The 15,001-nt window shown below is 62.2% G+C and carries 14 protein-coding genes; 10 read left to right on the top strand and 4 right to left on the bottom strand.

The genetic code is table 11. The features are described 5' to 3' along the window. The first annotated feature begins 49 nt into the window (after nucleotides 1-49). The 5 genes from HU770_RS07060 to groL all read left to right on the top strand — a co-directional run bounded on the left by HU770_RS07060 (nucleotide 50) and on the right by groL (nucleotide 4,652). Nucleotides 50-1,060 (top strand): DUF481 domain-containing protein, encoded by a 1,011-nt coding sequence (locus tag HU770_RS07060; protein WP_186659679.1) that lies wholly within the window; start codon nucleotides 50-52, stop codon nucleotides 1,058-1,060. 97 nt (nucleotides 1,061-1,157) lie between these two features. Further along, the gene (locus tag HU770_RS07065; protein WP_186663386.1) at nucleotides 1,158-1,889 is read left to right on the top strand and encodes a DUF2470 domain-containing protein; all 732 of its coding nucleotides are present in this window, start codon (nucleotides 1,158-1,160) and stop codon (nucleotides 1,887-1,889) included. 65 nt (nucleotides 1,890-1,954) lie between these two features. After that, entirely contained in the window at nucleotides 1,955-2,419 is a 465-nt protein-coding gene (locus tag HU770_RS07070; protein WP_033702811.1) for an FxsA family protein, read from the top strand. 247 nt (nucleotides 2,420-2,666) lie between these two features. Continuing rightward, on the top strand, nucleotides 2,667-2,960 hold the full coding sequence (locus HU770_RS07075) for a co-chaperone GroES (RefSeq protein ID WP_033702810.1): 294 nt from the start codon (nucleotides 2,667-2,669) through the stop codon (nucleotides 2,958-2,960). A gap of 48 nt (nucleotides 2,961-3,008) precedes the next feature. Next, nucleotides 3,009-4,652, top strand: coding sequence for a chaperonin GroEL (gene groL, locus HU770_RS07080; protein ID WP_033702809.1), 1,644 nt, complete (start codon nucleotides 3,009-3,011; stop codon nucleotides 4,650-4,652). Nucleotides 4,653-4,732: 80 nt separating this feature from the next. On the opposite strand, the gene HU770_RS07085 is transcribed toward groL, so the two are convergent. Beyond that, entirely contained in the window at nucleotides 4,733-5,461 is a 729-nt protein-coding gene (locus tag HU770_RS07085) for a phosphatase PAP2 family protein (RefSeq protein WP_033702808.1), read from the bottom strand. 181 nt (nucleotides 5,462-5,642) lie between these two features. Here HU770_RS07085 and colR point away from each other — a divergent pair, with 181 nt between their 5' ends. From colR to HU770_RS07110, 5 genes are all read left to right on the top strand, one after another. After that, nucleotides 5,643-6,326, top strand: coding sequence for a two-component system response regulator ColR (gene colR, locus HU770_RS07090; protein WP_003255215.1), 684 nt, complete (start codon nucleotides 5,643-5,645; stop codon nucleotides 6,324-6,326). Continuing rightward, the gene (locus tag HU770_RS07095; RefSeq protein ID WP_033702807.1) at nucleotides 6,316-7,626 is read left to right on the top strand and encodes a HAMP domain-containing sensor histidine kinase; all 1,311 of its coding nucleotides are present in this window, start codon (nucleotides 6,316-6,318) and stop codon (nucleotides 7,624-7,626) included. The genes colR and HU770_RS07095 overlap by 11 nt, the downstream gene beginning before the upstream one ends. Nucleotides 7,627-7,733: 107 nt before the next feature. Continuing rightward, entirely contained in the window at nucleotides 7,734-8,414 is a 681-nt protein-coding gene (locus tag HU770_RS07100) for a class I SAM-dependent methyltransferase (RefSeq protein WP_033702806.1), read from the top strand. Between the two features lie 6 nt (nucleotides 8,415-8,420). Further along, nucleotides 8,421-9,122 carry a lipopolysaccharide kinase InaA family protein gene (locus HU770_RS07105; RefSeq protein ID WP_033702805.1) on the top strand — a complete coding sequence of 234 codons (702 nt, stop codon included), beginning with the start codon at nucleotides 8,421-8,423 and terminating at the stop codon, nucleotides 9,120-9,122. Then, nucleotides 9,119-9,346, top strand: a complete 228-nt coding sequence (locus HU770_RS07110; RefSeq protein WP_186659666.1) for a hypothetical protein — start codon at nucleotides 9,119-9,121, stop codon at nucleotides 9,344-9,346. Before HU770_RS07105 ends, HU770_RS07110 begins: the two co-directional genes overlap by 4 nt. Nucleotides 9,347-9,414: 68 nt before the next feature. On the opposite strand, the gene HU770_RS07115 is transcribed toward HU770_RS07110, so the two are convergent. The 3 genes from HU770_RS07115 to HU770_RS07125 form a co-directional block, all read right to left on the bottom strand. Continuing rightward, nucleotides 9,415-12,459: a multidrug efflux RND transporter permease subunit gene (locus HU770_RS07115; protein WP_047582693.1), complete on the bottom strand. Its 3,045-nt coding sequence runs from the start codon at nucleotides 12,457-12,459 to the stop codon at nucleotides 9,415-9,417. 12 nt (nucleotides 12,460-12,471) lie between these two features. After that, nucleotides 12,472-13,620, bottom strand: a complete 1,149-nt coding sequence (locus tag HU770_RS07120) for an efflux RND transporter periplasmic adaptor subunit (protein WP_186659664.1) — start codon at nucleotides 13,618-13,620, stop codon at nucleotides 12,472-12,474. A 283-nt stretch (nucleotides 13,621-13,903) separates the two neighbouring features. Then, nucleotides 13,904-15,001, bottom strand: a complete 1,098-nt coding sequence (locus HU770_RS07125; protein WP_186663388.1) for a DUF1513 domain-containing protein — start codon at nucleotides 14,999-15,001, stop codon at nucleotides 13,904-13,906.

Raw genomic sequence — 15,001 nt, forward strand, 5'->3', positions numbered from 1 at the left:
ATCTGGATAATGCCCGGCTTTTTCGACGAATCGAACCCGTAGTCCGCCTATGTATTCTAGATCCCTGTTGTGCCTGTTAGCTGTCTCCCTGTGCACCGCGCCCGCGTTTGCCGACACCGTGTGGATGAAGAACGGTGACCGCCTGAGCGGCAAGATCAAAGTCTTCGATGGCGGCAAGCTGCTGCTGGAGACCCCCTATGGCGGCTCTATCGCGCTGGACTGGAAAGAAGTCCAGACCCTGGAAAGCGACCAGGAAATGCTGGTCAAGCAGGATGCCTACAGCGGGGAGCGGGCCAAGTCGTTGAAAGCCGCCGAAGCCGGCAAGGTCACCCTGGCCAACGGCGAGGCGCCCAAGACCGTCGACCTGGCCAGCATCGAGCAGATCATGAAGCCCAAGCCGGTGGTCGAGGACCTGGTCTGGAAAGGCAACGTCGACGTCGCCCTGGACTACAAGCGTGCCGAGAATGACACCGACGACTACGACGTCAGCTTCAAGACCACCGCCCGCCATGGCCGCTGGCGCCACAACGCCGAGGGCGAGTACAACCGCGAGACCAAGGACGACGTCACCACCACCGACAACTGGAGTGCCGAGTACGCCCTTGACCGCTTCATTACCGAGAAGTGGTTCTGGCAGGGCCGCATGGAGTACAAGCGCGACCGCATCGAGGACCTGGCCCGCCAGCGCACCGTGGGTACCGGCCCGGGCTACCAGTTCTGGGACGACGAGCTGGGCGCGTTCTCGCTGGGTTCGCTGATCAACCGTACCGACTTCGAATACCAGGACGGCGCCAAGGACAACTTTTATGCCGCGGCGGTCAAGTGGGACTACACCCGCTACCTGATCGGCAAGAATGTGCAGCTGTTCACCAATGGCGAAGTCGCCAAGCCGCTGGGCAGCGTGGCCAACTACTCGCTGGATGCCGAAATCGGCTTGCGCTACAAGGTCACCGAATGGGCCTCGCTCAACCTCAAGGCAGAGAAGGACATCATCAGCGGTACACGTGACAGTGACCTGGACAAAACCCGTTACACCGCAGGCTTTGGCGTGACCTGGTAAAGACGCGATCCGTGTAGGCGTCAGCGGCTCCTGTGGCGGCGGCGGGTGATAATGCTTATCTTGTCACCCATCCAGTCCGCTGCCAGGAGCGCCCTTCGTGAGTACCAATGCCATCCGCCCCGCCCGGGAACTGCTGCTCAAGGAATACCGCGGCGTGCTCTCGACCCACTCCAAGTCCATGCCCGGCTTCCCTTTCGGCTCGGTCGTGCCGTATTGCCTGGATGCACAGGGCAACCCGCTGATCCTTATCAGCCGCATTGCCCAACACACCCACAACCTGCAAAAAGACCCCAAGTGCTCGCTGCTGGTTGGTGAACGCGAAGCAGAGGATGTTCAGGCAGTCGGCCGCCTGACGGTCATGGCCGAGGCGCACAAGCTGGTGGACGAAGCTGCCATCGAAGCCGCCGCCGAGCGCTACTACCGCTACTTCCCCGACGCCGGCAACTACCACAAGGCCCACGACTTCGACTTCTGGGTGTTGCAGCCGGTGCGTCACCGCTACATCGGTGGTTTTGGCGCCATCCACTGGCTTGACCAGGTGACCTTGGCCAACCCGTTCGCGGGCAAGGCCGAGGCGAGCATGATCGAGCATATGAACAGCGATCACGCCAAGGCCATTGCCCACTACGTCGAACTGACCGAGCTGCCACGCTCTGTGCCGGCGCACATGGTCGGTATCGACAGCGAGGGCATGCACCTGCGCATTGGCCAGGCGGTCCATTGGCTGGCGTTCCCGAGCCCATGCAATACGCCGACACAAGTGCGCGAAGCCCTGGTTTTGCTGGCGCACGCCGACCAGTGGCCGGTTGCGGCTGAAGTCGAGGGTTGAAATTGGAAGCTTGCGCATCCATCTGAGGTCTTATTGGGAGGTTCTCTTCCGTCGAGGAATCTTTGATGCGTGCTTTTCTACTGCTGTTTTTGCTGTTTCCTGTGCTGGAGCTGTTCGTCTTCGTCAAGGTCAGCGCGGCGATCGGGTTTTTCCCCGCACTGCTGCTGATCATCGCCGGTTCCGCGCTGGGTGTGCTGGTTATGCGGGTGGCCGGGCTGGCCACCGCACTGCGTGCCCGTGAAAGCCTGCAGCGCGGCGAACTGCCCGCTGAGGACATGTTCCAGGGTTTGATGATGGCGGTGGGTGGTGGCCTGCTGTTGCTGCCGGGCTTCATCAGTGACGTGCTGGGCCTGATTTGCCTGTTGCCATTCACCCGTCACCTGGCCGCGCGCAAGATGCGCCAGCGTGCCGAGGAGCAGGCCCTGCGCCAGCGGGCGTTTCAGGACGATCCGTTCCAGGCGCAGCCGCCTCGTGACGCCGGCCACCGGCCGAATGTGATCGAGGGCGAATACGAGCGTCGCGACAAGTAACCTGCCGGGGCCGCTTCGCGGCCCCTGTTGTTTTCACGTTATGCCTTTGATGAAAATTTTTACGTATCAAGCCTTGTAATTGCATATGGCGGCCTCATGTATGGGTCACCGCAAGGTTTCTGGTGGCAACACCAGACATGACTCAGGTGGTCCGCCCTGCGCGGGCCACCCCCGGCAACGCCGGACCGCATCAACCCGCCGGTGTCGATACCGGCCGATGAAAACCACAATTTGGGAGAGATCGACAATGAAGCTTCGTCCTCTGCATGACCGCGTAGTCATCCGTCGCAGCGAAGAAGAATCGAAAACCGCTGGCGGTATCGTCCTGCCGGGTTCGGCCGCTGAAAAACCTAACCGCGGCGAAATTGTTGCCGTCGGCACCGGTCGCATCCTGGAAAATGGCGAAGTGCGTGCGCTGGCCGTGAAAGTGGGTGACAAAGTGGTTTTCGGCCCTTACTCGGGCAGCAACACCGTGAAAGTCGATGGCGAAGACCTGCTGGTAATGGCCGAGAACGAGATTCTCGCCGTTATCGAAGGCTGATTTCCCCGACTTCCCGTTATTCCAAAGCATTTCAAGGATTAAACGATCATGGCTGCTAAAGACGTAAAATTCGGCGATTCCGCCCGTAAGAAAATGCTGGTTGGTGTCAACGTTCTGGCTGACGCGGTAAAAGCGACCCTGGGCCCGAAAGGCCGCAACGTGGTCCTGGCCAAGAGCTTCGGCGCACCGACCATCACCAAGGACGGCGTTTCCGTTGCCAAAGAGATCGAGCTGAAAGACGCGTTCGAGAACATGGGCGCCCAGCTGGTCAAGGAAGTCGCTTCCAAGGCCAACGATGCAGCCGGTGACGGCACCACCACCGCTACCGTTCTGGCTCAGTCCATCGTCAACGAAGGCCTGAAAGCCGTCGCTGCCGGCATGAACCCGATGGACCTGAAGCGCGGTATCGACAAGGCTACCGCCGCTGTCGTCGCCGAGCTGAAAAACCTGTCCAAGCCATGCGCCGACTCCAAGGCCATCGCTCAGGTAGGCACCATCTCCGCCAACTCCGACAGCTCCATCGGTGAAATCATCGCCGAAGCCATGGAAAAAGTCGGTAAAGAAGGCGTGATCACCGTTGAAGAAGGCTCGGGCCTGGAAAACGAACTGTCTGTCGTTGAAGGCATGCAGTTTGACCGTGGCTACCTGTCGCCGTACTTCGTCAACAAGCCGGACACTATGGTTGCCGAGCTGGAAGGCCCGCTGCTGCTGCTGGTCGACAAGAAGATCTCCAACATCCGCGAGCTGCTGCCAGTACTGGAAGCCGTTGCCAAAGCCGGCCGTCCGCTGCTGATCGTTGCAGAAGACGTTGAAGGCGAAGCGCTGGCTACCCTGGTAGTCAACAACATGCGCGGCATCGTCAAGGTTGCTGCGGTCAAGGCACCGGGCTTCGGCGACCGTCGCAAGGCCATGCTGCAGGACATCGCTGTCCTGACCGGCGGCCAGGTCATCTCCGAAGAAATCGGCCTGTCCCTGGAAACCGCTACCCTGGAGCACCTGGGTAACGCCAAGCGCGTCATCCTGTCCAAGGAAAACACCACCATCATCGACGGCGCTGGCGCCGACACCGAGATCGAAGCACGCGTCAAGCAGATCCGTGCCCAGATCGAAGAGACTTCCTCGGACTACGACCGTGAGAAGCTGCAAGAGCGTCTGGCCAAACTGGCTGGCGGTGTTGCCGTGATCAAGGTCGGTGCTGGCACCGAAGTCGAGATGAAAGAGAAGAAAGCACGCGTTGAAGACGCCCTGCACGCTACCCGTGCAGCCGTTGAAGAAGGCGTGGTGCCTGGCGGTGGTGTTGCCCTGGTACGTGCTCTGAACGCTATCGTTGACCTCAAAGGTGACAACGAAGACCAGAACGTCGGTATCGCACTGCTGCGTCGCGCTGTTGAATCGCCGCTGCGTCAGATCACTGCCAACGCCGGCGACGAGCCAAGCGTTGTGGCCGACAAGGTCAAGCAGGGTTCGGGCAACTTCGGTTACAACGCTGCTACCGGTGAGTACGGCGACATGATCGAGATGGGCATCCTGGACCCAGCCAAGGTCACCCGTTCGGCACTGCAAGCTGCTGCTTCGATTGGCGGTCTGATGATCACCACCGAAGCCATGATTGCTGATGCTCCGAGCGACGCTCCAGCTGGCGGTGGTATGCCAGACATGGGCGGCATGGGTGGCATGGGCGGCATGATGTAAGCCAGCCTTACCCCCTAGCAGCATGAAAAAGCCCCGGCTCGCGAGAGCCGGGGCTTTTTCGTTCTTCTGCGGCCCCTCACTCAGGCAACGCGGCGCTCAGCGGCAGGCGCCTCGACCATGCCCCGCCGATACAGAACCAGGTAGTACGAGCCCAACCCGATCAACCAGCAGAACACCGCCGTCCATACGTTGTGCGACAGAAAGTGGGCGCCCTGCATCATCCGCCCAACCGACAACACTGAACCGGCCACCACCGCCACCACCAATGCCACCCGGGCCAGTCGCGGGCGACGGTCGCGCAGCGCGAAGAACAGCGCAAACAGGCAAAAACCGGTCGCGGCATGCCCGCCTGGCCAGCACAGCCCGGGCTTGTCGGTAGCGGGCCGCGCTTCCAGCAGCTTGCTGTAGGTTTCCTTGCCGCCGAACTGGCTCAGGCTCCACGGGCACTGGACCTGGGTGACCTTTTTAAGCGGTGTGACGAACGCTGTGGACAAACTCAACGCCAGCACCAGGCAGCCCAGTTCTCGGCGCCAGCCAAACAAGCGTTTCCAGAAGAAACTCAGGGCAAATGTCAGCAACGCCAGCAAGCCCAGCAGGATCACCGCCTGCTTGACCCCGTCATGCAGCACGTTCTCCAGCCAGTAGCTGTGGCGCCCGATGAATTGCCCGGCGGCCGGGTCGAAGAACAGGTTGGCCACGTCCATGTCGACCGAGGTCAGCTCAAGCAGGACCAAGGCCACTGCCGTCACCAGCGGGATGCCCAGGTACACCCAGAGGTTGATCGGGCGAGGGCGGCTACGTTCGTGCATGACGACTCCAGGGCGCAAAAAAGATCGGGCATTATCGAGTGGCCGCTATCCTGTGTCCGTGAAGGATCAGTGAAAAAACTGTCAACGGCGGCGAATTTCGCCTGGGGGTGGCACAGTGCAGGCATTGGCCTTAAGCTGCGCCTGCCGCGCACCACAGCGAAGCGCCGCACAGGAGACCCCGATGCGCATTCTATTGGTTGAAGACAACCGCGATATCCTTGCCAACCTGGCTGATTACCTGGGCATGAAAGGCTACACCGTCGACTGCGCCCAGGACGGTCTGTCAGGTTTGCACCTGGCGGCCACCGAGCATTACGACCTGATCGTGCTCGACATCATGCTGCCCGGCATTGATGGCTACACCCTGTGCAAGCGCCTGCGAGAAGATGCCCGGCGTGACACCCCGGTGATCATGCTCACCGCCCGCGATCAACTGGACGACCGCCTGCAAGGCTTCCGCTCCGGGGCCGACGATTACCTGCTCAAGCCCTTTGCCCTGTCGGAGCTGGCCGCCCGCATCGAAGCGGTGCTGCGCCGCGCCCAGGGCGGAGGCCGCCGCACCTTGCAGGTCGCCGACCTCAGCTACGACCTCGACACCCTCGAAGTCACGCGTCAGGGGCGCCTGCTCAAGCTCAACCCGGTCGGCCTCAAGCTGCTTGCCGTGCTGATGCAGAAAAGCCCGCACGTGCTGCGTCGCGAGGTACTTGAAGAAGCCCTGTGGGGCGACGACTGCCCAGACAGCGACAGCCTGCGCAGCCATGTGCACCAGTTGCGTCAGGTGATCGACAAACCGTTCGAAAAACCGCTGCTGCATACCGTCCATGGCGTCGGCTATCGCCTCGCCGAGGGCCGCGATGGAGTTTAAGCAAAGCCTTGCCCAGCGCATTATCATCGCCTTTGCGTTGATGAGTGCGCTGGTCGCCGGGGCCTTCGCCTTCGGCATCGTCGCCACCGTGCACCTGGTTGAAGAACGGCTGATTTCCACGGTGCTGGGGGGCGACCTGCAGCGCCTGTTGCGCATGGACAGTGTGAGCGACTGGAGCCATCGACCGCGCCCTGACCAGCTGTTCTATTTCAGCGGCGGGCGTGATGATTTCGAGTTGCCCAAAGACTTGCGTCATCTCGACAGCGGCTTCCATGAGGTGTTTCGCGATCAGCTGTCGTACCACGCGATGGTCGAGATCGTCGACGGGCGCCGTTATGTGCTACTGCAGGATCAGAGCGATTTCGAAGAGCGCGAGCGCGTGCTGTTTGCTGTGGTGGTCGTGGGCTTTCTGCTCAGCCTGGTGCTGGCCGTCATCCTTGGCTGGCTGGTGGCGCGCAGGGTGATGGCGCCGGTGATCCGCCTGGCGCGTCAGGTACGTCATCGTGACCAGCTGCTTGGCCTGGCGCCGCCCTTGGCGCCCGATTATGCGGCAGACGAAGTCGGCCAGTTGGCCGTTGCCTTCGACGACACGCTGGGCCGTCTGCGCGATGCCTTGACCCGCGAGCGGCTGTTCACCAGCGACGTCAGCCACGAACTGCGCACGCCGTTGATGGTGCTGGCCACGTCGTGCGAACTGCTGATGGAAAACCAGACACTGGACCCGCGTGCGCGCAGCCAGGTCGAGCGGGTCGCCCGGGCTACCGAGGAGATGCGCGAACTGGTCAAGACCTTCCTGATGCTGGCCCGTGCCCAGCGCGACGAGGGCGCCGTGGCCTCGAAGGCAACCCTGCGCGAGGTGGCCGACGAACTCACCGGCGTGTGGCGCGATACCATCGAGCAGAAAGGGCTCACCCTCTATTTCGATGGTCGAGTCAGCGCCAGCCCGGTGCTGTACAACGCCACTTTCCTGCAGTCGGTGATGGGCAACCTGCTGCGTAACGCCGCGCACTACACCGACAGCGGTTACATTCGCCTGAGCCTTGAAGCCAATGGGTTCAGCGTGGAAGACAGTGGTGTAGGCATTCCGGAAGAGCAGCGCGAGGCGATGTTCAAACCCTTCGTGCGCGGCGCCGAACGGCGGGGCGAAGGGCTGGGCTTGGGCCTGTCACTGGTGCAGCGCATCTGTGACGACCAGGGCTGGCGGGTCACCCTGACATCGACCTTGCCGCACGGCTGCCGCTTCCAGGTGGACCTCAGCAAAAGTGTGGAGGTGGGTGACCCTTCGTCGCTCATTGGGTAATGTTTGGTAATACCTCCCGAAAGGACTAACACTTTTTTCACATTGGCATAACCTGATTCCAACGCTTGCTTTCCTAAAGTGGGCGTACTGGAGTCAGGAGATGCCCAATGCGTAGCCCCATCAAGCTTGAATTTTCCGAAAAATACGACCAAGAACACGCGCGCGAATATTTTCTCAAGCATCAGGATGGCCTGGCACGTCGCCTTTCCCACAAACGTGACGAGCAGTTGGCGCGTCGCGCCCTGGCCTTGGCCGGTGAGCCGGGCCTGGTGCTGGACCTGCCCTGCGGTGCGGGGCGCTTCTGGCCGCTGCTGGCGGAAAAACCCAACCGGGTGATCATCGGTGCCGACAACTCCGAGGCGATGATCGAGACAGCCTGTGCCGCGCAACCGCCAGAGGTAGTCGCACGGGTACGGCCCTTGCAAACTTCAGCGTTCGCCATCGACCTGCCGGACAATTCAGTCGACAGCATTTTTTGCATGCGGTTGTTCCACCACATTGGCGAAGCCGCCCACAGAAAGACGATTCTTTCGGAATTTCAACGGGTTAGCCGTGATAGTGTGATTCTGTCGCTGTGGGTTGATGGCAACTTCAAGGCTTGGCGCCGGAAAAAGCTCGAGCAGCGCCGTAGCGCCAAGACTGAGCAGGACAATTACCAGAACCGTTTCGTGTTACCAGCGGATACGGTCGAAGAAGAATTCAAGGCAGCCGGCTTCAGAATTCAGGAACGCTTGGACTTCCTGCCGTTCTATGCCATGTGGCGAGTCTATGTATTGCGCAAGGGGTAGTGTTTGATGGCTGTAGCCCGGAACGGGGAATCGCGGTTCGATTTTTACTGGCGCCAGCAGGGTGAGTGGGTCGAGGAACCCAACCAGCGGCGGGGTGGCGAGAGTGGCGTGCAGCGCCTCAACGACGCCAGCGGCAAACTGCTGTATGCCAAGCGCCAGGTCGGGCACATCTACCGCAGCTTGCTGCACCCTTTTGGCCGGCCGACCGTATTGCGTGAACTCGATGCGCTCAACAGCTTCGAGCAATTGGGTGTGCGTGTACCGCGCATCGTCTTTTGTGGTGCCGAGCGCGATGCCGATCATCAATGGCGGGCGCTGCTGGTCAGCGAAGCGCTGGATGGCTTCATCGAACTCGACACCTGGCATGCCGAAGGTGCTCGCGAGCGTTATCCGCAGGTGGTGCATGAGCGCATGCTCAAGGACCTGGCCGATAACCTGGCGCGCATGCACCTGGGGCATTGGCAGCACGGCTGCCTGTATGGCAAGCATGTCTTCATCAAGGTCATCGGCGAGGGCGAACAGGCGCGGGTCGAAGTCGCCCTGCTGGACCTGGAGAAGTGCCGGCGGCGTATCAGCTGCCAGCGCGCGGCCGGTAACGACCTGCGTCAGCTGCGCCGCCACTCGTCGTTGAATGATGCGGAATGGAAAACATTGCTCTACTTTTACCAGATGGCGTTTGGCAGCGTTGTCAAAGGGTTAGAGCAATGAAACTAGAAATCGCTCGAGCTTTGTTCCTGGTCGCCGGGTTGGCCGTGACCACCGTGGCGGTGGCCGCCTGGGAAGAGCCGAAGCCGATGGTGTTCAGCAAGGCCGAGAGGGTGGACCAGTGCGCATTGCCGCGGGTGGCAAAGCAGCAAGCGCAGGCCAAGCCAGATCAGGACCTGTTGCTGTTCCTGTTCGGCTTGCGTCAGGGGTTGCGGCCGTTCGGCTGAACCCTGGTTGAGTGTAAAAAGCCAGAGGCCCCGTATCGCGGGGCCTCTGGCTTTTTTTGTGGGCCGCTTCAGGCGATTGATGTTTCCTTGGCTTGGGTCTTGTGTGCCAGCAAGGTGTAGATGCAAGGCAGCACAAACAAGGTAAACAGCGTCCCGATCGACATCCCGGTCGCAATCACCGTCCCAATATCGAACCGGCTCACCGCCCCCGCACCGGTCGCCAGGATCAACGGCACCATGCCGAACACCATTGCCGCGGTGGTCATCAGCACCGGCCGCAGGCGAATGGCTGCCGCTTCCTCGATCGCCTCGCGCACGCTCAAGCCTTTTTCTTCGCGCAACTGGTTGGCGAACTCGACGATCAGAATACCGTGCTTGCTGATCAGCCCGATCAGGGTTACCAGCCCCACCTGGGTGTAGATGTTCATGCTGGAGATACCCAGGAACAGCGGCAGCAGCGCACCGCAGATCGACAACGGCACCGTCACCAGAATCACCAGGGGGTCACGGAAGCTCTCGAATTGCGCGGCCAGCACCAGGAAGATGATCGCCAGCGCCAGGCCGAAGGTCACCCACAGGGCGCTGCCTTCCTGGACGTATTGGCGTGCCACACCGGCATAGTCGAAGGCGAAACCTTCCGGGGCCTCTTCGCGGGCGATGGCCTGCACGGTCTGCAGGGCCTCGCCCAGGCTGACCATGGGCACGCCCTGGATGATCGCCGAGTTCAACTGCTGAAACTGGTTGAGCTGGCGCGGGCGGGCGCGGTCGCTGAGGGTAATCAGGGTCGACAGGGGCAGCAACTGGCCCTGGTCGTTCTTCACGTAGTAGTTGTTCAGCCAGCCGGGGTTGTCGCGGTACGGCCGCTCGACCTGGGCAATCACCTTGTAGCTGCGGCCCTCCAGGGTGAAACGGTTGATTTCCGCCTCGCCCAGCAAGGTCGCCAGGGTGCCGCCCAGGGTGTCCATCGAAACCCCCATCTGCGCCGCTTTGGCGCGGTCGATATCGACCACCACCTCAGGTTTGTCGAAGGCCAAGTCGATGTCGAGGAAGGCGAACTTGCCTGACGCTTGGGCGCGCGCCTTGATGCGCTGGGCCACTTCCAGCAGTGCCGGATAATCCCCGGCGGTGTTGATCACGAACTGGAACGGCAGGCCCTCACCGGTGCCGGGCAGCGACGGCAGGTTGAAGCCGAAGATCTGCAGGCCGCCGATTTCCTCAAGCTTGGCCTGCACCAGCGGCAGCAGCTCCATCTGCGTACGTTCGCGCTCGTTCCACGGCTTGAGCAGGAAGCCGCCGATGCCGCTCTGCACACCGTTGAAGCCGTTGATCTGAAACGACGAGTAGTACTCGGGGAAGGCTTTGAACAGCGGCGTGAACTGGTCTGTGTAGGCATTGAGGTAGTCGAGGTTGGCCGGTTGCGGCGAGCTGCTGATCATGAAGATCACCCCTTGGTCCTCGTTGGGCGCCAGCTCGTTCTGGGTGAACTTGAGCAGTACCGGGATCAGGCACAGGATGATCACCGCGAACACCAGCACCACCGGCCGGCTGTTCAGGGTGGCGTGCAGCAGGCGCTGGTAGCGCACCTTGAGGCGCTCGAACAGCCGGTCGAGGCGGTGGGCAAGGCCTGTGGCGTTCTGTTCCGGGCGTAGCAGCAGCGCGCACATCATGGGTGAAAGGGTCAGCGCGACGATGCCGGAGATGATCACTGCACCGGCCAGGGTCAGCGCGAATTCCTTGAACAGCGCTCCTGTAAGCCCGGTCAAAAAGCCGATAGGGGCATACACCGCCGCCAGGGTGATGGTCATCGAGACCACCGGCATGGCGATTTCCCGGGCACCTTCGAGCGCCGCATCGAACGGCGATTTGCCTTCTTCCATGTGCCGGTGGATGTTTTCCACCACGACGATGGCGTCGTCCACCACCAGGCCGATCGCCAGCACCATCGCCAACAGGGTCAACAGGTTGAGCGAGTAGCCCATCATCTGCATGAAAAACAGCACGCCGATCATCGACAACGGGATGGTCACCACCGGGATCAGCACCGAGCGCAGGGCACCGAGGAACAGGAACACCACGACGATGACAATCAGCACCGCCTCGCCGAGGGTCTTGATCACTTCGTCGATGGAGGCCTGGATGAACAGCGTGGCATCGTAGGCAATCGACACCTTCAGCGCCGAGGGCAGCTGGCTCTCAAGCTCCGGCATGATGCGCCGGACTTCCTTGATCACTTCCAGCGGGTTGGCGGCCGGTGTGGCCTTGATGCCGATGTACACCGAGGGGATGCCGTCGAACGAGCTGACCGTGTCGTAGTTTTCTGCGCCCATCTCGACCCGTGCCACATCACCCAGCAACACCCGGCTGTCGCCACTGGTCTTGACCGGCAGGGCGGCGAATGCCTCGGCAGACTTGAGCTCGGTGCTGGCATTGATGCTGGTGACCACGTACTCGCCCTTCACCTCGCCGGCAGCGGAGAGGAAGTTGTAGCGGCGCACGGCGCTGGTCACGTCGGTTGCCGAGAGGCCGAAGCCGGCCAGCTTCACCGGGTCGATCCAGATGCGCATGGCGAACACCTGGTTGCCGAGAATCTCGGCCTCGGCCATGCCCGGCAGGGTGGCAAGCTTGGGCTGGATCACCCGTGACAGGTAGTCGGTGATCTGCGGGTTGCTCATTTCCTTGCTGTAGAAGCTGATGTACATCAGCGCCGAGGCATCGGCGGCCTCCTTGCTCAGCACCGGGTCTTCGGAGTCTTGCGGCAGCTTGTTGCGCACCTCGTTGGCCTTGGCCAGCAGTTCGGTGAACAAACGGTCACTGTCGGCACCGATGCGCGCATAGATAGAGATGATCGAGAAGTTCTGCCGGCTCACCGAGGTCATGTAGTCGATGCCTTCAGCGCTGGCCAGGCTTTGCTGCAGGGGCTGGGTGATATAGCCCTGAATGGTTTCGGCGTTGGCACCCGGGTAGGCGGTGGTCACCGTGATCAGGGCGTTCTCCATCTGCGGGTACTGGCGGATCTGCAGTTTGCTCCAGGCCTGAAAGCCCAGCAGCAAAATCAGCAGGCTGACGACGCTGGCCAGGACCGGGCGGCGGATGAACGGGTCGGTGAACGCCATGCCTGCCTCCTGTCAGTCGTTGTGCGGGGTGCCGTGATCAGGCGTGAGCGCCTTGTCCTGGCCGATGCGGATCGCCGCGCCCGGGGTCAGTTTCAGCTGCCCGGCGGTGACCACCTGCTCGCCAGCTTTCAGGCCCTTGCTGACCACCACCACGCCGTCGCGGCGCTCGCCGGTCTGCACGGTGCGTTGTTCGGCGCTGAGCCGGGGTTGGCCATCGTCGGTTTTCTCTGCGGTGCCGTCCTCGCCTTGCTTGGGCGTGGCGACATACACCGAGTTGCCATACAGGGTGTAGGTGATGGCGCTTTCCGGCACCACCACGCGCGGCTGCGGGTCGGGCAACAGGATCAGCAAGTTGGCAAACATGCCCGGCAGCAGCTTGCCGTCGGGGTTGGCCAGGGTGGCGCGGGCCAGCAGGTTGCGGGTGGTTTCCTCGACCTTGGGGTTGATGGCGCTGAGGCTGGCGGGGAAGGTCTGGCCGGGGTAGGCCGCCACCTGCAGCAGCACCTGCTGGCCAAGGCTCAGGTGCGGCAGGGCCTGTTCGGGCACGTTGAAGTCGACGTAGAGGCTGGACAGGTCTTGCAGGGTGGCGATCACCGTGCCGGCTGCCAGGTAGTCGCCGACATCGACCTGGCGGATGCCGATGGTGCCGCTGAAGGGGGCACTGATGCTTTTCTTGGTCTTCGAGGCCTTGAGCTGATCGACCACTGCCTGATTACGCCGGTACTGGGCGGTGAGGCGATCGTACTCGCCACGGGAAATGGCCGAGTCGACCACCAGCTGGCTGCCCCGGCCGAAATCGACCTTGGCCAGGCCCAGGTCGGCCTGGGCGGTGCCGAGCAGGGCGGTTTCCTGGTCGTCGTTGAGTTGCAGCAGCAGTTGTCCGGCCTTGACCTTCTGGCCGGAGTCGAAGTGCAGGCTTTTGACGATGCCTTCGACTTCAAGGCTCAGCTCGACGCCTTGCAATGCCTTGAGGCTGCCGACGGCGGGCAGGCGCTCTTGCCACTGGCGTTCTTCTGCCAGCGCCGCTGCCACGGTGATGGGCGGTTTGGGGGCAGTGAACACCTGGATCTGCTGGTAGATCGAGTAGGCCTTGTAGCCCCCCAAGGCCAACACGATCAGCAGAACGACGGCCAACATGATGAGCATGCGGCGGCGCAGCATAGGTCCGGTTCCTTGGATACGTGGTTGTTATTCGTTTTGACACGACAACGGGCGACCCTGCCCACGTGTGGATGGGGCAAGTATTGACTGTTTTTGGCAGGATGGGGGATGTATTCGCACCGCCTCTGTGTAGGAGCGGCCTTGCCGGGGCGCCGGACCGGTCGGAAAGGGCTGCGCAGCAGCCCCAGGATCTGAGCGTACAGGCAAAAATTGCTGGGGCCGCTGCGCAGCCCTTTCCGACCGGTCCGGCGCCCCGGCAAGGCCGCTCCTACACGGGTGAACCTCAGGCCAGGTGCAGGTGGTTGTCCCAGAACCCGGAAGGCAGCTGCATCGGTTGCCCGATCAGCTCGGCCTTGCGGCAATCGTAAAAGCGGCAACGCCCCTGCCCGGAGGTCACGACAAAGCCATCTTTCACCGCACCCACCCCAGCGCAATCGGGCATTGGTGCATCCAGCTTCACCGCGCCACTGTCCAGGTCCCAGACGAACAAGCGGTTGGCCCGCGGCGCCGTCAGCGCCACCAGTCGCAAGTCGCTGTGAATGGCAACGCTGGCGGTGTACTGGGCCATGGCCTGCAACTGCCGCTCCGGCACCGGGAAGGCCTTGAATGGCTCGCCCGGGCGCTTGATGGCCAGCAGCTCGGCCGTCTCATCGGCGTCGCCCATGAACTGCTGGCAGGCGGCGATGGTGCCGTCGTCGCCAATAGCCAGGTGACGCACGCTGTTCATCTGCTGGGCGAGGGTTTCCTTGCTCAGCAGGGTGCCGTCGCGCTGCATCAGTACCAGGCTCGGTTGCATGGCGTCGAGATTCATTTCCACGCGGCTTTCGGCCTCGGTGCGGATGCCGCCGTTGGCCACCACCAGTGTCTCGCCGTCTGGTAGCCAGGCGACTTCATGCGGGCCGATACCGTGGGTCGAGAGCTCGCCACTGTGCACCAGGCGTTCGCCCTCGAAACGGTAGACGCCGAGCACGCCGCGCCCAGGGTCGCGGGTATCGTTCTCGGTGGTGTACAGCCACTCGCCATCCTTGTGGATGACCGCGTGGCCATAGAAGTGGCGGTTGAGCTGCGAGGTCACGGTTTGCAGCAGACGCCCGTCGCGCAGGTCGACCAGGTAGCTTTCGGTACCCGGTCGACGGGCGACGAACAGGGCGATCGGCAGCTCGGGGTGGTTGATGATGGCGTGGCAACGCTGGGCAACCTGGGTGCTGAACACCTGGGTGCCGTCCAGGCGAAACCCGACGGCATAATGCTTGCCATCGCCGTCGTCACGCGCGGAGAGCAGCAGAGGTTCGCCGCCTTTGTTGCGCAACAGGCTCCAGCCGCCCAGGGTCAGGGCGCTGAGCAATACACTACCGAGTTTGAGGGCCTGGCGTCGCAGCAT

This window comes from Pseudomonas sp. SWRI68 (assembly GCF_014269165.1).
Lineage (GTDB): Bacteria > Pseudomonadota > Gammaproteobacteria > Pseudomonadales > Pseudomonadaceae > Aquipseudomonas > Aquipseudomonas capeferrum.